Genomic DNA, 20171 nt, shown 5'->3' with positions numbered 1-20171 from the left:
GCGGAAGGAAGAGGTGGTCGAGAAGCGCAGCCGTGCTCCAGCACGGCGAGCATCGCAGACCGCCTATGCCGACGCGCAGTAGCTTTGGTCAGGCATCCACCACTCAGCGTTTCTCAAACTGTACAGCACTTGCCTGCTTCAAATCCCTGGCTTCTTCAACCATCCTGCGGTGGGCGATCCGTTTGCGCATCACTTCCGCGTGTTGCGCGGCAGTCATGGGGGGCACGGTCATCAAGTCCTTCAGCTGCGCGGTATTGCTGTAGTTACTTTTCATAAGACGGCTCAAATGCTCGGCTCCGTAGTGGATGAACTGGCTGCTTCTGATGTGATTATGCGCTGGTATTGGCCGCTGCGCCGCTGCGTGCGGGATTATTGTCAAATAATTCCGCTGCAGCGCAACATGCGAGGTCTTATTGTGCGGCAAAATCATGTCTCCAGTATGACCTTGCGCAAATAAAAGGACAGGGGGAGCACCGCCCACGAAAGGCGGACGGTGCCGGCCGGGGAGGGCCTGAATGCTTACTTTTGGTAGTTGACTCTTACCAGCATGCGAATAAATTCTCGCGCGATTTGACGATGATGTTCATCTAATCTTTGCAAATCGGCAATTAATTTCACATCGGCGGACTCAAAACGCGACAAAGCGCTGCCCGCTTCGCCATTCGGCGTGGCGCTTTCCGGGCCGCCAAAGCGCAACCATTCGGCCGGAACGCCCAACCATTGAGCAATCATGCGCAATTTCTCTTGCGTCGGAATTGCTTCACCTACTAACCATTTCCTAGCTGCATGCACGGTAATCGGGCGCCCGTCGAAACGGATATTGAATTCCCGGGCCAGTCTGGTCGGGCTGTCTGGAGAATAATGGGCGTTTTTGAGAGCCAACTGAAGTCGCTGGCTGAAGCTTTCGCGTTCGTTAGAAGAATTCATAGGTGTACTATTTCATGTTGTAACATGAAAGTCAGTTTCTTGAATGACCATACAGATTGTTACATTTGAAAAAAGTATCAATTAACAATTAACACTCCGCCCGGCCTTTTCAGGTCAAAAAGTGGGCCGAATTTTCTCTTGCGATTCTGCATGGCTTCGGGTCAAATTCGCGGCTAGCCTTGATTTTCGCACTGCAGCACGATTCAAAGCCTCGGTTTGGCATTACAACGTACGGTATCGGATAATGCCCTGCTCTACCGATACACGCAATGCCCATGCCATACAATTTCTTGTAGACAAAGTTTTCAGAAGGGCCATTTTGTTTCCAACATGGAAACGATCTGAACAGCGTGCTTATCGCGAGACCTTGTTTTTTGATCGTGCCCACTGGAAAGAGACTGCGTCCAAAAAATTTTACTGCCATCGCAGCGAAAAGAATGTCGCCGTTATGCCAGGAAAGCTCTTTTTGGTGTCATCTTGGCCACCAACTCTCGATCTTAAGCGCGTTTGCGCAAGAAGAATCAATTTATTTTCAGTAATTGTTGTCTGATTCGCCAAACTCCCCCCATTCACGCCTTCTTTTTCTTTGTTGCAGCACGGGCAGGGCACGCTACAATAGTATTGACGTTGACGTATACGGCACTTTGCCACCATTGCCTCGCAGCACCCATCTAGCTATCGACCACCCATGCAACCGACACCGCCCGCACCCATGACGACCTATACGATTACCGAACTGGCGCGGGAATTCGACATCACGGCGCGCGCCATCCGCTTCTATGAAGACCAGGGCTTGCTCAGCCCGAAACGCGAAGGCGCAGGCGGGCGCAGCCGCGTCTACACGCCGCGCGACCGCACCCGCCTGAAGCTGACCCTGCGCGGCAAGCGCCTGGGCCTGGCGTTGTCGGAGATCAAGAGCCTGGTCGACATGTACGAGTCGCCGAAGGACACGCGCGCGCAGATGGACCGCTTCCTGGGCGTGCTGGCGCAGCACCGGCAAACGCTGGAGCAGCAACGCATCGATATCGAAATGGCGCTGGCGGAAATCAGCGCGCATGAAGACGCTTGCGCACGCATGCTGGCGGACTTGAACCTTGATAAGGCGCAAACCAACTAAAGGCGCGGGCAGCAGACCGCTGCCGCGCATCGGTTGACGTTTACGTAAACGTCACAACTGAGTATCATAGCTTCACTGACCCGGCATCCATGACCGCCACCAATATAACGAAGATAACGACGACGAGGACGACATGCTCCATCTCCCAGGCTTGACCTTTGACCACGGCGACGACATCGCCTCGCTGCGTGAAGCGATACAACAATTCGCCGCCGCCGAAATCGCGCCGCGCGCGGCCGACATCGACCGCACGGACCAGTTCCCCATGGACCTGTGGCGCAAAATGGGCGACATGGGTTTACTCGGCATCACCGTCAGCGAAGAGTACGGCGGCGCCGGCATGGGCTACCTGGCACACATCATCGCCATGGAAGAGATCTCGCGCGCCTCGGCGTCCGTCGGCCTGTCCTACGGCGCCCATTCGAACCTGTGCGTGAACCAGATCAAGCGCAACGGCACGGCCGAGCAAAAAGCCAAGTACCTGCCGAAACTGATCACAGGCGAGCACATCGGCGCCCTGGCCATGTCGGAGCCGAACGCGGGCTCGGACGTCGTCAGCATGAAGCTGCGCGCCGACTTCAAGGGCGACCGCTGGGTCTTGAACGGCACCAAGATGTGGATCACCAACGGTCCCGACGCGGACGTGCTGGTGGTGTACGCGAAAAACGACCTGGAAGCGGGTCCGCGCGGCATGACGGCTTTCCTGATCGAAAAGAATTTCAAGGGCTTTTCCATCGCGCAAAAGCTCGACAAGCTGGGCATGCGCGGCTCGCACACGGGCGAACTGGTGTTCCAGGATTGCGAAGTACCGGCCGAAAACGTGCTGGGCGGCCTGGGCAAGGGCGTCAACGTGCTGATGTCGGGCCTCGATTTCGAGCGCACGGTGCTGTCCGGCGGCCCGCTGGGCATCATGCAGGCCTGCATGGACCTGGTCGTACCCTATGTGCATGACCGCAAGCAATTCGGCCAGGCCATCGGCGAATTCCAGTTGATGCAAGGTAAGCTGGCCGATATGTATTCGACCATGATGGCCTGCAAGGCCTATGTCTACGCCGTGGGCCAGGCCTGCGACCGCGCCACCACGCCGGAAGCCGTGCGCCAGTTGCGCAAGGATGCGGCCGGTGCGATTCTGTATAGTGCAGAGAAAGCGACCTGGATGGCGGGCGAAGCGATCCAGGCCCTGGGCGGCAACGGCTACATCAACGAGTATCCGGCCGGCCGCCTGTGGCGCGATGCCAAGCTGTATGAAATCGGCGCCGGGACCAGCGAAATCCGCCGCATGCTGATAGGCCGCGAACTGTTTGCGGAAACCAAGTAAGCACGGGCGCGCGACGATCGACTGGGTGATGAGCCATTCATGCGAGCACAACTATGACGCACATTGCCTTCCCCAAATTGCTCTCTTCCCAGATTGCATTCGATATCGCGCGCACCATCCGCGACGGCTTTGACAAGCATTACCGTTTGTTCCGCGCAACCAGCCAGCAAGCCAAGCAGTACTTCGAGCAAGGCGCCTGGAACGCGGCACAGACGGCAGCCCGCGAACGCATCGACTTTTATGACAAGCGCGTGCAGGAATGCGTGCAGATGCTCGAAGATGAGTACGAAGAGTCGGAGTTGAGCGACGAAGTGTGGCGCGAACTGAAGCTGCACTACATCGGCATGCTGACGGAACACAAGCAGCCGGAACTGGCGGAAACCTTCTTCAATTCCGTTTGCTGCAACATCCTGCACCGCACGTATTTCAATAACGACTATATTTTCGTGCGTCCCGTCGTGTCCACGGAATACATCGAAACGCAGGATCCAATCCCCACCTACCGCGTGTATTACCCGGGCAAGGATGGCTTGCGCCATACCCTGCAAGGCATGGTGACGGACTTCCAGCTGGACTGCGCCTTTGCCAACCTCGAGCGTGACGTGGCCCAGGTGGAAGCGCGGCTGCAGCAGCTGTTCGGCGGCGAGCGGCTCGAGCCGAACCACCAGATACAAGTCTTGACCAGTTTGTTCTACCGCAACAAGGGCGCCTATCTGGTCGGCAAGGGCATCAACGGCAACCGCGAATATCCGTTCGTCGTGCCCATCCTGCACAACCGGCACGGCAAGCTGGTGCTCGACACGGTGCTGTTCGAGCAGCAGCAAATCGCCGTGCTGTTTTCGTTTACGCGCGCGTATTTCCTGGTGGATATGGAAGTGCCGTCGGCCTACGTACAATTTCTGCGCAGCTTGCTGCCGCGCAAACCGCGCAGCGAAATCTATACGATCCTGGGCTTGCAGAAGCAGGGCAAGACCTTGTTTTACCGCGACTACCTGCAACATTTAAAACACTCGTCGGACCACTTTGAAAGCGCGCCCGGCATCCGCGGCCTCGTGATGCTGGTGTTTGCCCTGCCCTCGTTTCCGTATGTCTTCAAGGTCATCAAGGATTTTTTCCCGCCGCCCAAGGAAACCACGCGCGCGCAAGTCCAGCAAAAGTATTTGCTGGTGAAACACCACGACAGAGTGGGCCGCATGGCCGACACGCTCGAGTATTCCAACGTGGCCTTTCCCCGCGCCCGTTTTGCCGAGGAATTGCTGGCGGAGCTGAAACAGTTCGCGCCCTCGCTGATCGAAGAAGACCACGAGCAGATCATCATCCGCCACCTGTACATCGAGCGGCGCATGGTGCCGCTGAACATGTGGCTGAGCAATGCCGAGAAGGAAGGCCGAGACGACCTGGTCGAACACGCCATCGTCGAGTACGGCAATGCCATCAAGGAACTGGTGGCCGCCAATATTTTCCCCGGCGACATGCTGTATAAAAACTTTGGCGTGACCCGTCATCAGCGCGTCGTTTTTTACGATTACGATGAAATCGAATACATCACCGATTGCCAGTTCCGCGTCATTCCCGAGGCGCGCACGGAGGAGGAGGAAATGTCGGCCGAACCGTGGTATCCCATCGGCAAGCACGATGTGTTTCCCGAACAATTCGGCACCTTCCTGCTGGGCAATCCCCGCATCCGCAAGTATTTCATGCAGCACCATGCCGACCTGCTGACGGCGCAATATTGGCAGGCGCGCAAGCAGCGCATCGAAGACGGCCATATCGAGGACGTCTTCCCGTATCCGCAGCATCTGCGTTTTTGTATGCAGTCACCATCCCCACCTTTAACCGGAGATCCAACATGAATGATCCAGTCGTAATCGTCGGTGCCGCGCGCACCCCCATGGGCGCCTTCCAGGGCGACTTCGCCAACGTCACCGCCAGCGACCTGGGCGCCGTGGCCATCCGCGCCGCCGTGGAACGGGCCGGCGTGGCGCCGGATGCCGTGGAACACGTGTATTTCGGCAATTGCCTGATGGCTGGCCAGGGCCAGGCGCCCGCGCGTCAGGCCTTGCGCAAGGCCGGCTTGCCCGATTCCACGGGCGCCGTGACCCTGTCGAAAATGTGCGGCTCGGCCATGCAGACGACCATGTTCGCACATGACACCTTGCTCGCCGGCAGCGCCGACGTAGTGGTGGCGGGCGGCATGGAATCGATGACCAACGCCCCTTACCTGGTGCCAAAAGCACGCGGCGGCTACCGCATCGGCCATGGCATGATCTATGACCACATGATGATGGATGGCCTGGAAGACGCCTACAGCCGCGATGAAAAGGGCAATGCCCGCTCGATGGGCACGTTTGCCGAAGAGTGCGCCAGCCAGTACCAGTTCACGCGCGAAGCGCAGGATGCGTTTGCCATCGAATCCGTGAAACGCGCGCAAGCGGCCACCAAGGATGGCAGTTTTGAGTGGGAAATCGCACCCGTGACCGTTTCCGGCCGCGGCGGCGACACCGTCGTCAGCATCGATGAAGGCCCGCAAAAAGCCCGCCTGGAAAAAATCCCGACCTTGAAGGCGGCGTTCAAGAAGGATGGCACCATCACGGCCGCCTCGTCGTCGTCGATCAACGATGGCGCGGCCGCCCTGGTGCTGATGCGCGAGTCGACGGCGAAAAAACTCGGCTGCACCGTCATCGCGAAAATCCACGGCCACGCCACGCATGCGCAGGCGCCGAATGAATTCACCACGGCCCCCATCGGCGCGGTGAAAAAGCTGTACGCCAAGACGGGCTGGAGCAGCAGCAATGTGGACTTGTTCGAGATCAATGAAGCGTTCGCGGCCGTACCGATGGCCGCCATGCACGACCTCGATATTCCGCACAGCAAGATCAACATCCACGGCGGCGCGTGCGCGCTGGGCCACCCGATCGGCGCCTCGGGCGCGCGCATCATCGTCACCCTGCTGGGCGCCTTGAAAAAAACCGGCGGCAAGCGCGGCGTGGCGGCCCTGTGCATCGGCGGCGGCGAAGCGACGGCGATGGCAATCGAACTGGTATAAGCTCTTCCTGAGCACGGGCGCGCACCGCGGTTTACGGTGTGCGCTTTCATTTTATTTTCAGGGAGAATAAATATGCCTACCGCATTGATCATCGGCGCCTCGCGCGGCATCGGCCACGAAATCGTCCGTCAATACCGCCACGATGGCTGGCGAGTGATTGCCACGGCGCGCACGCAAGACGCTTGCGACGCCCTCGCGCAACTGGGCGCGGAAGCGCACCGGCTCGACGTGACGGATGTGGACGGCTGTGCCGGCCTGGGCTGGAAGCTCGACGATGAAAAACTCGACGTGGCCATCCTCAACGCGGGCGTGTATGGCCCGCGCCAAGACGGTTCCCCCACGCAAGCAGATTTCGATGCCGTCATGCACACGAACGTGCTGGCGGCCATGCGGCTGCTGCCGCTCCTGGCGCCGCTGGTCGCCAATGCCAAAGGCAAGCTGGCTGTGCTGTCCTCGCACATGGGCTCCCTGAGCGAGCGGGGCAATCCCAGCGGCTCGCTGTACCGCGCCAGCAAGGCAGCCTTGAATTCCGTGCTGATCGACACGTCCCTCGTGCATGGCCCGCAAGGCGTCAGCTGCGTCGCCTTCCATCCGGGCTGGGTACGCACGGACATGGGCGGCGCCGGCGCCGATATTTCACCCGAGCAAAGCGCTGCCGGCATCCGCGCCACCTTGGCCAGCCTGCCGGCCACGGACAAGGCCGTGTTCCGCAACTACGATGGCAAGCACATCGGCTGGTAATTCCTGCCTCCACTATAAAAAATACGAGACGACGTCCCATGATACTCAATGAAGAACAAACGATGATCCAGGAAGCGCTGCGCAGTTTTTCGCGCGAGCGCCTGGCGCCCAACGCGGCCCGCTGGGACAAGGAACATCATTTCCCGAAAGAAGAATTGCAGGAACTGGCCGCGCTGGGCGCCTTTGGCGTAGCCGTGCCGGAAGCGCTCGGCGGCGCCGGCCTCGATTATGTATCGCTGGCCCTGGTGCTGGAAGAGATTGCCGCCGGTGATGGCGGCACCTCGACCATCATTTCCGTGACTAATTGCCCCGTGTGCAGCATCGCCATGATGTACGCCAACGAGGCGCAAAAGGAACAATGGCTGCGCCCGCTGGCGCAAGGCGCCATGCTCGGTGCGTTTTGCCTGACGGAACCGCACACGGGCAGCGACGCCTCGGCCCTGCGCACGACGGCCACCCTCGACGGCAATGAATACGTGCTCAACGGCACGAAGCAGTTCATTACCAGCGGCAAGTATGCGGACGTGGCCATCGTCATGGCCGTCACCGACAAGGCAGCCGGCAAGCGCGGCATCAGCGCCTTCTGGGTGCCGACGAACACGCCAGGCTACATCGTGGCGGGACTGGAACAGAAGATGGGCCAGCATTCGTCGGACACGGCGCAAATCCTGTTCGACAATTGCCGCATCCCGGCGGAAAATTTAATCGGTGAAGAAGGACAAGGCTACAAGATCGCCCTGTCCGGCCTGGAAGGCGGACGCATCGGCATCGCCTCGCAAGCCGTGGGCATGGCGCGCGCCGCGTATGAAGCAGCCCTGCAGTACGCACGCGAGCGCGAAAGTTTCGGTAAACCCATCTATGAACACCAGGCCGTGCAATTCCGCCTGGCCGACATGGCCACGCAGATCGAAGCGGCGCGCCAGCTGATCCGCCACGCGGCCTCGATGAAGGATGCGGGCTTGCCCTGCCTCAAGGAAGCGGCCATGGCCAAGCTGTTTGCGTCAGAAATGGCGGAAAAAGTGTGCTCGGACGCCATCCAGGTGCATGGCGGCTACGGCTATGTGTCCGACTTCCCCGTCGAGCGCATCTACCGCGACGTGCGCGTATGCCAGATTTATGAGGGGACCAGCGATATTCAGAAGATTTTGATTGCGCGGGCTTTGTAGACCCCAGGGCAAATGCCGGGGTCGTACCCTGCAGGGTACGACCCCGGGGTTACGCCGTTGGGTTTTTAATAGACGAAAAAAAGCCCGCTAAAACGCGGGCTTGTTCCAATGTATTACCAATGCTTTAATCGTGTCATGGACGCCAGTGCTATCTGCAAAGTGCCTCCTGATTTTCGGACTCCCATGCTATCTGCATGGTGACTCCAAGTGTAAAATCGACCATCGTATCCGGAATTACAAAATCCATTTCTTCGCACTGTCACGCCATCGACATTACACCTGTCGGTCGCCGCGCTGAAACTGGATGGTGAGATGATTTGCTGCCAAATCTCAATCACTGAACGCAGTATAGCACAGGGTTTTGTGCGGTGCAATAAATATTTAAAATCAAGTCCTTAGCGCCAGCGGCTTGTCCTCTTCGCCGCCACGGGCCACTCTTTCGTATTCGGAAATCACTTGCGCGCCCAGCAGCAGCAGGGTGGCGCCGATTTCCAGGCTGAACATGACGACGATGGCCGTCGTCATCGAGCCATACACGACATTGACCTGCGACAAGGTGGAAAAATACCAGACCAGCACGTGACGGGCGATTTCCCACAGCAGGGCCGCAGTCACGCCGCCGATCAGCGCATGCGTGATCGATAATCTTCCCACCGGCATGACCAGGTAGATCGAGCTGAGCACGAGGATTTCGCCCGCCAGCCCCAGCAGATACAACAGCACGCCGGACACGCCTTCCAGGCCCCAGTCGTGGCGCAGGAAGCGCACGCTTTCCTCGCCCATCACCTGCAGGCTGCCCGCCACCAGGGTGATCAGCAAGATGCCCACGCCCAGGCACAGGATATAGCAGTACGGCAAGATAGCGGAAATAAGGAAATGGCGGCGGCGGATGGCCACGCGGTGGATAAAGATCACGCTCATGGCGTTTTCCAGCACGGTAAACGCCAGCGAGCTGAAAAACAGCATGGTCAGCAGTAGCAGCCAGCCGATCACGCCCCGGTTGTTAAGGAAGTGCGCGATCTCGCCCACGATGGCTTTCGATTGCCCCGGCACCAGCCATTCCAGGTAATGGCCTATGGTTTGCAGCAATTCGTCCTGCGCGATCACGTGCGACAGCGCCACCACCACCAGCATCAGCAGGGGCACGATGGACAGCAGCGAGTAATACGCGACGGCGCCCGCCAGCAGCAATCCCTGGTTGGCGCGAAAGCCCTTCAGCACCTGCAGCACGAAGGCCAGCGGATGGCTGAGGATGTAGGTACTGGCGTGGCGGTTGATCATGTCGGGTGCGGTGAAAAGGCGACGCGGCCTCGTGCCACGCCTGCAATCACACTAGCATACTGACAATCGCCCCGCTGCACCGTACGCTAACAGACGGCCGGCTCCAGCAAGGTCAAGGTTTGCCGGTCCGCGTCCAGAGTGGCGAGGATGCCCATCGGTAGCGTGAACTGGTGGCGGATGTGGCCAAACGAGTAGCCGCTGACGGCCGGCACGCGCAAAGGCTGCAAATGCTGGTCAAGGGTGTCGTTCAGGGTCAGCGCCGTGTCGCCGTCGGCCGCCTCGCAATGCTCGAAGATGCCCAGCATCAGGGCCGCTGCCTTGTTGAACCCCACGGACAGGTCGAGCTGGCACAACATCCTGTCGATGCGGTACGGCACTTCGTTGATTTCTTCGAGGAACAAAATATGCTCGCGGAAATCGGCCGCATACGGCGTGCCGGCCAGCGCGCTGACCATGCACAGATTGCCGCCCGTCAAGCGCCCCGTCGCCTGGCCGCCGTGCACGGTGCGGATGGCAAAGTTCGGCTGCGTCTGCGCACGGCGGTGGTTGTCCAGCGCCATCGGGATCGTGTACTGCTCTTGCGGCATCATCAGCACGTTTTGCAGCTGCGTCACCGTGTACTCGGAAAACGTCGATGAAGCCACGGGACCGTGGAAGGTCACCAGGCCCGTCTGGCTGGCGATGGCCAGGTGCAAGGCCGTGATGTCGGAATAGCCGATCAGCACTTTCGGGTTGCGCTGGATCAAGGCGTAATCGAGCAGCGCCAGCAGCGAAATGCAGCCGGAGCCGCCGCGGATGGCCCAGATGGCCTTGACGTCCGGATCGCGAAACGCGGCGTGCAAGTCGTCGAGGCGCTGCTGCACCGTGCCCGCATAGTTGCCGTGCACGGCGCGAATATTCGCGCCCAGGCTGGCGCGCAGTCCCAGCGCTTCGATATTGCGCTGGGCCTTGGCAATGGACTCCTCATCCGTAAAGCCGCCCGGTGCGATGATGGCGACCAGGTCGCCGTCGCGCAGGCGCGCCGGTTTGATCAATGCGTGTGGCTGTTGCATGCGTTTGCCCTTCCCTTGCGTGGCCGCCGCCCACGCCGGTGTGCCTGCCGCCCCGAAGCTGGCGGCCAGCAAGCCGCCGAAGCGGCGCCGGCTGAGATTGGTCTGACTGGACATGCGGCCCTTTCCTGGAATAAAAAACGGCGACGCCAGGCGCCGCCGCACGAGGTTAGCATGCCAGCGGGATCACCGCCGGCATGGCCGCCTTACATGAACTTGTACTTCAGCTGGAAGGTGAAGGCGCGGCCACGCGCGTCGGCCACGCGCGGATCCCAGCCGGCGCCCACCACTTCATCCACGTTGTGCGCGGTGAACGGTGGATCGCGGTCGAACAGGTTCTGGATGCCCAGGGTCAAGGTGGTATTCTTGAAGCCCGTGTACGTGCCCGACAAGCTATACGTGGTGTAGCTGGACACATCGGACTTGAAGCCCGGCGGCGGCGTGCCCTTGCCGTCATTCGGTACCTGGTCCTTGTAGCCGGAAGCAAAACTCTGGATCAGCAAGCCGCTCCAGTCGCCGCGCGAGACACCGAAGCTGGCGTTGTGTTTCCACCGCAAGTACAAATCACGCGTGTAGAAATTGCCGACCAGCTCCTTGTATTCTTGCCCCTTGTATTCGGCAAACTTGAAGCTGTCCATATACGTGCCGTCCAGGGTGGCCGTCCATTTCACGTCCTTGACCTTGCCTTCGCCGCGCAAGCTGACGTCCAGGCCGCGCACGCGGCTGCCGCCCGCATTGAACCAGCCCGCCTGTACGTAATCGATGGTGCCATCGGATTTGCGGAAAATATACTGGTTCAGCGCCTGGTAATTGGCCAGCACGACTTGCGGCGTGCGTTTCAGGAGCTGGTCCTGGGTATTGATGGCCCAGTAATCGAACGAGGCGGAATACCCCTTCACCGGTTCGATGACGATGCCGACGCTGCCCTGCTTCGACGTCTCCGGCTTCAGGTTCAGGTTGCCACCCGTCGTGTAGCTGAGACGATCGATGCTGCAATATTCCTTCACGCCAGGATGCTTGACGCAGCCTTCCTGATCTTTCACGCCATTCGGCAATTCCTGCGTCAATACACCTGAATACAGCTGGTCGAAACTCGGTGCCAGGAATCCCTTGCTGGCCGAGGCGCGGAACAGGATGAAGTCGGCCGGCTGGTAACGCAAGGCAATCTTCGGATTCGTGGTGGCGCCCACCTGGCTGTAATCATCACGGCGCACGGCCAGCTGCATTTCCAGGTCTTTCATGACGGGTACCAGCAACTCCGCATACACGGCCTTGACGTTGCGGCTGACATCCTTCAATGCGGCATTTCCTGGCGCCAACAGAATCAGGTTGGCATCGACATCCTGTCCGAAACTGTAGCCTTCACGGCGCAAATCAAAACCGGCGGCCATCGCCACCGCGCCAGCCGGCAGCTGGAACAGCTCACCGGAAACGGCGCCATCGATCTGCGTCAGGGTCGTCTTGCCATGCTGGAAGGCACCACGGAACTTGGTCGACTCGATCAATTGCCTGGCCGCTTCCGTCTGGCTCTGGCCAGCGCCCACCCACGGATTGATGATGCCTGTCCCCAGGGCCGCGTACAACTTGTCCGTGTAGGAATAGCCATCCGTCAGCTTGGTCTTGGTGGTGCTTTGCGCGTAGGAAATACCGGTCTTGTAATCCCACTTGCCGAAGTTGCCTTCAAAACCCAGCAGCACGCGGGCATTGTCGGTCGTGTTTTCCTGCGTGCGGTTGCCCACGTCATTGGCGCGCCATTTGTAGGCAATCGGCTTGGTATTGTCGAACGTGGGAATATAGGCCGACAAATCCTGGTAATACGCGCCACCCACCGGATACACGGCCTTGTTGGCGATGCTGGTCTGCACCTGCATCGGCGTCAAAATCGCCGTGGCCTTGGTCCGCGAACCGAGCGCTTCGACAAACATGCGGTGGTCGGGTGCCAGCTTGAACGTGCCGCGCGACAGGAAATTGGCCCGTTCAACAGGGAATTGCAGCACATAGTCGGCACCATAGTCGTAGGCGCAGGAATACTTGGTGCGCAACGGCGACGTCACGTCTTTCCACAGTGCCGTCTGGTATTGCGACATGCCGGCGACGCTGTCGCACTTGCCCTGGAAGCTCAGGGGATTGGCTTGCAGGTATTGATTCGGGTCGCCAGGCAGCTGGAACGCGGTGCCCAATGCCGTGCCGGCCCCCGCCATCTGGTTGGCAAACGGCGTGCCCGTGGTGTCCGGCGACAGGCCGCGGCCCGGCTGGAAGCCATTGACGAAGGAGCGGTCGCTGCCGTTCAGGCGCTGCGCCTTGTCGACGGTCAGGCTAGCCATGAGGTTGTAGCCGTCCTCTTCCAGCGAGCCCGTGCCGGCCAGGATGGAAGCGCGGCGCGTGGCGCCGCCGCCCGCTTGCGTGTCGTTGGTGGAAACGGAGGCTTCCACGCCGCTGTAATTAGTTTTCAGAATGAAATTGATCACGCCGCCGATGGCATCCGTGCCGTAGATGGCCGAAGCGCCATCCTTGAGGATTTCCACGCGTGAAATTGCACCGAGCGGAATGGAATTCAAGTCGACGGCGCGGCCACTGGCGCCATGCGTGGCCACGCGGCGGCCGTTCAGCAGCACCAGGGTCGCGCCCGGTCCCAGCCCGCGCAGCGAGGCGAACGAGGCGCCGCCAGCCAGGCGGTCGGCATCGGCGCCAAACACGTTATTGCCCGAAGTCATGTTCTCGGCGCCCGTGCCGTTCGCCGACAGAGTGCGCACCAGTTGCTCGGCCGTCGTGATGCCCTGCTTTTCCATCTGGTCAAACGTGATGACTTGCACCGGCAGCGCGCCTTCCTTGGCCACGCGTTTGATGCTGCTGCCCGTGACTTCGACCCGTTGCATCGCTGGCGCCGCTTCCTGTGCCATCACCGGCCCCACCACCCCCATCAATGCCACCAATTGCGCTAGCTTCTTCAACTTCACGGGTCTCTCCTTTATTTGGGCAATCGAAACTTGAGTTCTCAAGTCAGGCTGTTAGATATGTCGCAACGTCTGTCTCGCAGTACATTTTTTTATGACATTTGCGCATGACTTTATTTGTTTTCATTTTCAGAGTAGCGCGATGCATCCGGCCCCAGCCAATGAAAAATGCTTTCCTAACCATAACTTTTTGGAATGAATGCCCTTTTCAGCGACATGGTCACTTGCCTGCGGGGCTACCCTTGGCTTTATCCACGTCCAGATAGCGCCAGGACGTGAATTCCACGGGGTGGCGCCTGTAGTTTTTTAGCCACGGTTGCTGCAGGTCGGCAGAGATGGGATGCGTCAGCAGCACCCACGGCGTGTAAGCGTGGATCAGCTGAAACAGGTCGAAGTACAGACTGCGTCGGCGCGGCGTATCGGATAGCAGGCGCGCCTCCTCATAGCGTTTATTGTAATCGGGCAAATTGAAGCGGGCATAGTTGGCGCGGCCAACGTTGCCCCCATACAACAATTGCATAAAGTTATCGCCATCGGGGAAGTCGGCGATCCAGTTGGTCTCGAACATCTGCACCTTGCCCAGGCGCGAGGCCTTGATGATTTCCGTCTTCTTGTCGCTTTTAAACTCCACGCGCAGGCCGACGGCATTCAGGTTGCGGCGCCACAGTTCGTCGCGCAAGCGTCCCACCGTGCTCGGCTCCGTATGCATGGTCAGGATCAAGGGCGTGCCATCGGGCTGCGTGCGGAAACCATCAGCACCCGCCTTGTAGCCAAAGCGCTCCAGCAAGGCGCGCGCCAGCACGGGATCGTAGCCGACGGGACTGCGGTAGCTCTTGTCGTAACCAAGCACATTCGGCGGCAGCGGCGACTGGGCCGGCAAGGCCAGTCCCTTTTTTAATAACGCGATGTCTTCGCGGCTGTTGTAGCTGAGGGCGATGGCGCGCCGCAGGGCCAGCTTGTCCTTGCCCGTGCCGCCCAGCACGGGATCGTCCATGTTCATCCACATGTAATACGTCTGCAGCACGGGAAAGCGCGTCAGTTGCAAGCCCTTGGCGGCCAGCGCCGGTTTCAGCGCGCCGTTCTCCAGCACCATGTCCGTCATCGATTCCGGCACTTGTTCCAGGTAATCGAATTCGCCTTTCAGGAAACCCAGCATGCGCGATTGATATTCCTCGACGATACGCACCTCGATGCGCCCGACCAGGGGCAGACGCTGGCCTTCCAGTGCGGTGGCGATGGCGCGCGCGTCCGGCGGCAAGGCGGCCAGCGCCTTGGTTTCCGTATGGAACACGGTGGCACGGAAAGTCGGATTGGCCTGCAGCACGATCTTGTCGCTGCGTTTCCACTCCTTCACGAGGAACGGCCCCGTGCCCACGGGGTGGTTGCCGATCTGCCCTGCCGCCGGGTACGCTTCAGCCACTTCGCGCGCCACCACAGCGGTCGCCGGCATGGCCAGGTAAAACAGGAAGTTCGGATCGATGGCGTTGAGGCGGATGCGCAAGGTGTATTTGTCCAGCGCTTGCAAGCCGGCGATCGGCGTGTCATAGCTGAATTTGGCTTTCAGGGCCGCATCGCCCACCAGCTTGTCTTCCAGCAAGAACAACCACGGCGACTTCAGGCTGGGGTCATACAGGCGCGTCAGGCTATACACATAATCCTGCGCCGTCACTTCGCGCGGCTGGCCCTTGAAAGCGGGATCGGGCGTAAAGAAAATACCTGGCTGCAAGTGAAAGATATACGTGCGGCCGCCATCTTCCACGGTGGGCATGCCGCGCGCCGTATTGCCCTGCAGTTGCACCGGGCGCGCCAGGTAGTCATAGCGCAGCAGCGGATCAAAAATGTTTTCCATCAAATTCAGGCTGGCCAGGTCGGACGCCACGGCCGGGTCCAGGCCCGTCTCGCTGGTGCTCAAAAACAGGTGCAAGGTCTTGTTCGCGCGGGCATCGGCGGCGGCGTGGGCCGCTACAGCGAACAGCGTCAGCAGGGCCAGGCCGGCGGCGCAGGCGGTTTTGCGTAAAAACATCATCAGTGATCCAGTGCAGACAAGGGTAAGGAACAGCGGTAAGCGACAGGCATCCCCCACACTACGCGGGCAAGCGACGGGGCGCCAATGAAAACAGGCTGCCAGCTTATAACTTTTTGGCATGCGATTGCTGCATTCTTTCATCAACTCGTATCGGGCTGCCCCTATACTTTGTTTGCAGACATTTTTCACTCCCGACACACAGAACTGATCGCATATGGCACTTAATTACATCTGGTCCGGCTTTTTCCTCGTTGGCTTCCTGGCCGCAGTGCTGCAGTGGCTGTTTCTCGGCGATACCGATATCTTCAAACGCATCATCGACGGCACCTTCGAGACGGCGCGCATGGGCGTGATGGATATCGCCCTGCCGCTGGCCGGCGTGATGACCTTGTGGCTCGGCATCATGAACATCGGTGAAAAGGCGGGCATCGTCGGCTGGCTGGCGAAAGTCATCGCACCGTTCTTTTCGCGCATCTTCCCGGAAATTCCGAAAGACCACCCGGCCACGGGCCACATGGTGATGAATTTCTCGGCCAACCTGCTGGGCCTGGACAATGCGGCCACGCCGTTCGGCTTGAAGGCCATGGAAAGCCTGCAGACCTTGAATCCGAACAAGGAAGAGGCGACGAATGCGCAAATCATGTTTCTGGTGCTGCACACCTCGGGCCTGACCCTGATTCCACTGGCCATCATGGCGCAGCGCTCCATCCTCGGCGCGGCCGATCCATCCGACATCTTTATCCCCTGCATGATCGCCACCTACGTGGCCACCGTGGTCGGCATCATCACCGTGTCCATCAAGCAGCGCATCAACTTGCTCAACCGTGTCGTGCTGGGCTGGATGGGCGGCATGACGACTGCCATCGTCGCCATGATCTGGTACTTCACGCAATACCTGACGAAACAGGAAATCGAGCTGGTTTCCAAGGTGGTCAGCAACCTGGTGTTGATCAGCGTCATCGCCATTTTCATCATCGGCGCGCTGCGCAAGAAAGTGAACGTGTATGACGCCTTCATCGAGGGCGCGAAAGGCGGCATCCAGACCTCGATTACCGTGATTCCCTACCTGGTCGGCATGCTGGTGGCCATCAGCGTGATCCGCAACGCGGGCGTGTTCAATTTCCTGATGAGCGGCATGAACTGGTTCTTTGCCAACCTGGGCATCAATACGGACTTCGTGCCCGCCTTGCCGACGGCCATGATGAAGCCGCTCAGCGGCTCCGGCTCGAAAGCCATGATGATCGATGCCATGAATACCTACGGCGTCGACTCCTTCGTCGGCCGCCTGGCCTGCGTCTTCCAGGGCTCGGCCGACACCACCTTCTATATCGTGGCCCTGTACTTCGGTTCCGTCGGCATCCGCAAGACGCGCTATGCGATCACGGCTGGCCTGATCGCCGATCTGGCTGGCGTGATCACGGCCGTCTTCGTCGCCTACGTCTTTTTCCATTAAGGAGCACCATGTTACGTCCTGTTCTGATGGCTGCGCTGTTGGCCGGTCTTGGCCTGTCGACCGCCCACGCGCAATTGCCCGAATCCGTCAGCCTGCTGCTGCGCAGCGCGAATATCCCCGAAGACGCCATGGGCGCCATCGTCTTGCGCGGCAACACCACCGTGCTGTCGCATGGCGCCGAGCGCAGCATGCAACCGGCATCCACCATGAAGCTGGTGACGGCGGCCGTGGGCCTGGAGCAGCTGGGGCCCATCTTTCGCGGCCGCACGGAGTTGCGCACCAGCGCCGATGTCATCAATGGCGTGCTGAAAGGCGACTTGATCCTGCGCGGCGGCGCCGATACGGATTTCAATGCGGACGTGCTGGCACACATGCTGCAAACCCTGCGCAACCAGGGCATCGTCAAAATCAAGGGCGATTTGATCCTCGACCGCCAACTGTTCCAGCCGGCCCGGCCCGATATCGGCGCAGCGCCGTTCGATGAGTCGGCCGAATTCCGCTACAACGTCATCCCCGATGCCTTATTACTGAACACCAATCTGCTCGATATCAATATGACTTCGACGGACCGGCAATTGAGCATCCTGATGCAGCCGCCGCTGGAGAACGTCAGCATCACGAGCGACATGAAGCTCATCAAGGGCAGTTGCGCCAGATGGGAAGACGGCTGGCGTCCGCCCGAATACCGGCGCGATGCGAGCGGCAAGCTGCAGGTCATCCTGCACGGCACCTTCCCGCAAAATTGCAGCAAGGCCACCAGCATCAATGTGCTTGATCGCAACGATTACGCGGACCGCTTGTTCCGCGCCACCTGGAAACGCCTGGGCGGCACGATCACGGGCACGGTGCGCGAAGCACCGGCAACTGGCTTGCCGCCGACGGCCGAACCGGTCGGCACGCGCATGCTGGCCGACCATGTGGCGCGCGCCTTGCCGGAGGTCCTGCGCGATATCAACAAGACGTCGGACAACACCCTGGCCCGTACCCTGTTCCTGAGCCTGGGCAGCTTGCAAAGCGATGGCTGGCTGGGCAGTCGCCCCGTGGCCATGGCCGCGCCGGAAGACACGGCCACGCGCGCGCGGCTAGTCATCCAGGAATGGTTCCAGCGGCACCATATCGATACCCAAGGCATGCTGGTCGACAACGGTTCCGGCTTGTCACGCACGGGACGCATTGCGCCGGCGCAGCTGGCCGGCGTCTTGCAGGCGATGCAGCAAAGTCCGTGGGCGCCCGAGTTCCAGTCCAGCCTGCCCATCGTCGCGCTGGACGGCACCATGCGCAAGCGCCTGCTGAACACTCCGGCCGCCGCGCGCGCGCGCATCAAGACGGGAACCTTGAAGAATGTGGTCGCCATCGCCGGCTACGTACCCGACGCCAACAACCAGCTATGTGTGGTGGTCGCCATGATCAATAGCGACCTGGTGGGTAACGGCAACGGCCGCGCCGCCGTCGATGCGCTGATCGAGTGGGTGGCCAGGAGCGGCGCCACGCCGGTGGTTGCCGGCCAGTAGCCTAATCCTGCGACGTGCGTGTTTCGCTGGCGAAAGCCAGGCGCAACACGTACGCGGCGGCGGCGCTGATCAACAACACGGTCACCAGCGAAGCTTCCACGCCGAACGTGCCGCCGGTCAACATGGCATTACCTGCCAGTTCGCCGCGCAGCAGGCCATCCGTGGCCGCATGGCCCGACACCGTCGAAGAAAATACCTGGCCGACACAATAATTCCAGCCGATATGCGTGCCGATGCAAACCCACAACCGGCGCGTCTGCATGTACAGGGCCGCCTGCAGCACGCCATACGCGACAAGCGCGATGATCGCCAGCATCGAAAAGCCGGCATTGGGCAAATGGGCCAGGGCGAACACCAGGGATGAAATCACGATGGCAGCCTTACTGCCCAGCGCACGTGCCGTCACGCCAAAGAGTACCCCACGAAACATCATCTCCTCGGCCATGCCGACCAGCACCAGTTCAGCCAGCGGCAGCAGCAACAAGACGCTCAGGGCATTGACGCCGCCAAGCTGATACACGCCCAACGCAGCGAGCACAACAAAGGTGAGAACGACCAGGCCTGCACCGAGCAGCAATCCACGTCCCAGTTCACGCGCCATGCCCGGCATTGCTAATTCATCCGGCTGGCGTTTTTCGATGTGGCGCACATAAAAACGGTAGCCGCACCACACCAGCAGCGCCGCCAGCAATTGCGGCCACAGGATGCGGTAAGGCTTTTCCACCACATGGGAGGCGATGCCCATCACCAACGGTACCGCGGCAAAAGTGAGGACCATGCCCAGCACAATCTGCACCAGGGGATAGGCCATCAGGCGAACCAGGGGGGATTTTTTGCTTGCCATGCTCAGGGTGTTGTCCATCATCGCTTTCCTCGTGGGTTGTCAGGGAGTGGCTGCTACTTTCTTGCTTGCATCGCGGATGCGCTCGCCGAATGAACGCTGTTCCAGAATCGTGATGGCTTGCGCCAGGCATGTGGATAAAGGAAATGCCAGTTCCGCGTCCAGGCTGTCGGCAGCACGCTTGGTCGCCTGCCAGCACATCTGCAGATGGGGCAGCAGTGCCTCGCCCTGGCTGCTCAGGCGTACCACACGCTGTCGGCCATCCTCGCCACCGGCAGCCACCAGCAGCAAGCCTTCCTTTTTCATCAGTGCCACCGTTTGCGTGGCGGCTGGCTGCGTGATGCCTGCCAGCTCGGCCAGCTGGCCGATGGTCGCGCTTTGCCGTTTCGCCAGCACCCGCATCACGGGCGTGTAGCGCGGCCGGTAATCGAGGCCCGCGTCCGCGTAAGCTTGCTGGACGGCGCCGTCCAGCAGTTCAATCAGGTGGCGTAGTTGTGTTCCGAGTCCTTGTTTCATGTAGCGATAGTAACAGTATTTATATAAGCACTTATATAAATAGTGAAAGCTGTTGCATTTTATGCACAATAGACATGGTGGATACCTGAAACAGGTGGGGGGTGGCAGGAATTGCCAGACGAAAAAAAACCCGCCAATTGCTTGACGGGTTTTTCTCTACTGCGAATAACAAGCCTGACGATAACCTACTTTCACACTGGTTGCAGCACTATCATCGGCGCAAAG

General features: G+C 60.0%; 16 protein-coding genes. 8 read left to right on the top strand and 8 right to left on the bottom strand.

Annotation, left to right across the window (positions count from 1 at the left end; all coding sequences use genetic code 11):
- Positions 1–103 precede the first annotated feature (103 nt).
- Both HWE17_RS11105 and HWE17_RS11100 read right to left on the bottom strand, forming a co-directional pair.
- Positions 104–430 carry a hypothetical protein gene (locus tag HWE17_RS11105; RefSeq protein WP_131689791.1) on the bottom strand — a complete coding sequence of 109 codons (327 nt, stop codon included), beginning with the start codon at positions 428–430 and terminating at the stop codon, positions 104–106.
- 89 nt (positions 431–519) lie between these two features.
- Positions 520–927, bottom strand: coding sequence for a hypothetical protein (locus HWE17_RS11100; RefSeq protein WP_034753756.1), 408 nt, complete (start codon positions 925–927; stop codon positions 520–522).
- A 712-nt stretch (positions 928–1639) separates the two neighbouring features.
- On the opposite strand from HWE17_RS11100, the gene HWE17_RS11095 reads away from it, so the two are divergent.
- From HWE17_RS11095 to HWE17_RS11070, 6 genes are all read left to right on the top strand, one after another.
- Positions 1640–2044, top strand: a complete 405-nt coding sequence (locus HWE17_RS11095; RefSeq protein ID WP_034753754.1) for a MerR family DNA-binding transcriptional regulator — start codon at positions 1640–1642, stop codon at positions 2042–2044.
- A 133-nt stretch (positions 2045–2177) separates the two neighbouring features.
- Complete coding sequence (locus HWE17_RS11090; RefSeq protein ID WP_035823159.1) at positions 2178–3362, top strand: isovaleryl-CoA dehydrogenase; 1185 nt, start codon at positions 2178–2180, stop codon at positions 3360–3362.
- Positions 3363–3415: 53 nt separating this feature from the next.
- Complete coding sequence (gene aceK, locus HWE17_RS11085; RefSeq protein ID WP_176388801.1) at positions 3416–5215, top strand: bifunctional isocitrate dehydrogenase kinase/phosphatase; 1800 nt, start codon at positions 3416–3418, stop codon at positions 5213–5215.
- Positions 5212–6408 carry an acetyl-CoA C-acyltransferase gene (locus HWE17_RS11080; protein ID WP_099395799.1) on the top strand — a complete coding sequence of 399 codons (1197 nt, stop codon included), beginning with the start codon at positions 5212–5214 and terminating at the stop codon, positions 6406–6408. Before aceK ends, HWE17_RS11080 begins: the two co-directional genes overlap by 4 nt.
- Positions 6409–6480: 72 nt before the next feature.
- Entirely contained in the window at positions 6481–7149 is a 669-nt protein-coding gene (locus HWE17_RS11075) for an SDR family oxidoreductase (protein ID WP_176388800.1), read from the top strand.
- Positions 7150–7187: 38 nt separating this feature from the next.
- Positions 7188–8315 (top strand): acyl-CoA dehydrogenase family protein, encoded by a 1128-nt coding sequence (locus HWE17_RS11070; protein ID WP_176388799.1) that lies wholly within the window; start codon positions 7188–7190, stop codon positions 8313–8315.
- A 387-nt stretch (positions 8316–8702) separates the two neighbouring features.
- Here the strand turns inward: HWE17_RS11070 and HWE17_RS11065 are convergent, their stop codons facing one another.
- From HWE17_RS11065 to HWE17_RS11050, 4 genes are all read right to left on the bottom strand, one after another.
- Positions 8703–9596 carry a YihY/virulence factor BrkB family protein gene (locus HWE17_RS11065; protein WP_176388798.1) on the bottom strand — a complete coding sequence of 298 codons (894 nt, stop codon included), beginning with the start codon at positions 9594–9596 and terminating at the stop codon, positions 8703–8705.
- An 86-nt stretch (positions 9597–9682) separates the two neighbouring features.
- Positions 9683–10762 carry an LD-carboxypeptidase gene (locus HWE17_RS11060; protein ID WP_176388797.1) on the bottom strand — a complete coding sequence of 360 codons (1080 nt, stop codon included), beginning with the start codon at positions 10760–10762 and terminating at the stop codon, positions 9683–9685.
- Between the two features lie 89 nt (positions 10763–10851).
- Complete coding sequence (locus HWE17_RS11055; protein ID WP_369681720.1) at positions 10852–13602, bottom strand: TonB-dependent receptor; 2751 nt, start codon at positions 13600–13602, stop codon at positions 10852–10854.
- A 217-nt stretch (positions 13603–13819) separates the two neighbouring features.
- Positions 13820–15625 carry an ABC transporter substrate-binding protein gene (locus tag HWE17_RS11050; protein ID WP_176388796.1) on the bottom strand — a complete coding sequence of 602 codons (1806 nt, stop codon included), beginning with the start codon at positions 15623–15625 and terminating at the stop codon, positions 13820–13822.
- Positions 15626–15839: 214 nt separating this feature from the next.
- Here HWE17_RS11050 and HWE17_RS11045 point away from each other — a divergent pair, with 214 nt between their 5' ends.
- Positions 15840–17078: a nucleoside recognition domain-containing protein gene (locus tag HWE17_RS11045; protein ID WP_166448615.1), complete on the top strand. Its 1239-nt coding sequence runs from the start codon at positions 15840–15842 to the stop codon at positions 17076–17078.
- An 8-nt stretch (positions 17079–17086) separates the two neighbouring features.
- Positions 17087–18589 carry a D-alanyl-D-alanine carboxypeptidase/D-alanyl-D-alanine-endopeptidase gene (gene dacB / locus HWE17_RS11040; RefSeq protein ID WP_176388795.1) on the top strand — a complete coding sequence of 501 codons (1503 nt, stop codon included), beginning with the start codon at positions 17087–17089 and terminating at the stop codon, positions 18587–18589.
- A 1-nt stretch (position 18590) separates the two neighbouring features.
- Here the strand turns inward: dacB and HWE17_RS11035 are convergent, their stop codons facing one another.
- Together HWE17_RS11035 and HWE17_RS11030 are read right to left on the bottom strand one after the other, a co-directional pair.
- Positions 18591–19454 (bottom strand): CPBP family intramembrane glutamic endopeptidase, encoded by an 864-nt coding sequence (locus tag HWE17_RS11035; RefSeq protein WP_255206199.1) that lies wholly within the window; start codon positions 19452–19454, stop codon positions 18591–18593.
- Positions 19455–19472: 18 nt separating this feature from the next.
- Positions 19473–19946 carry a MarR family winged helix-turn-helix transcriptional regulator gene (locus HWE17_RS11030; protein ID WP_176388794.1) on the bottom strand — a complete coding sequence of 158 codons (474 nt, stop codon included), beginning with the start codon at positions 19944–19946 and terminating at the stop codon, positions 19473–19475.
- Between the last annotated feature and the right edge of the window lie 225 nt (positions 19947–20171).

The sequence above is a fragment of the Janthinobacterium sp. BJB401 genome, from assembly GCF_013372745.1.
Lineage (GTDB): Bacteria > Pseudomonadota > Gammaproteobacteria > Burkholderiales > Burkholderiaceae_D > Janthinobacterium > Janthinobacterium rivuli.
The sequence above is the reverse complement of the archived record's forward strand: the minus strand, read 5'-3'. Positions and strand labels throughout refer to the sequence as shown.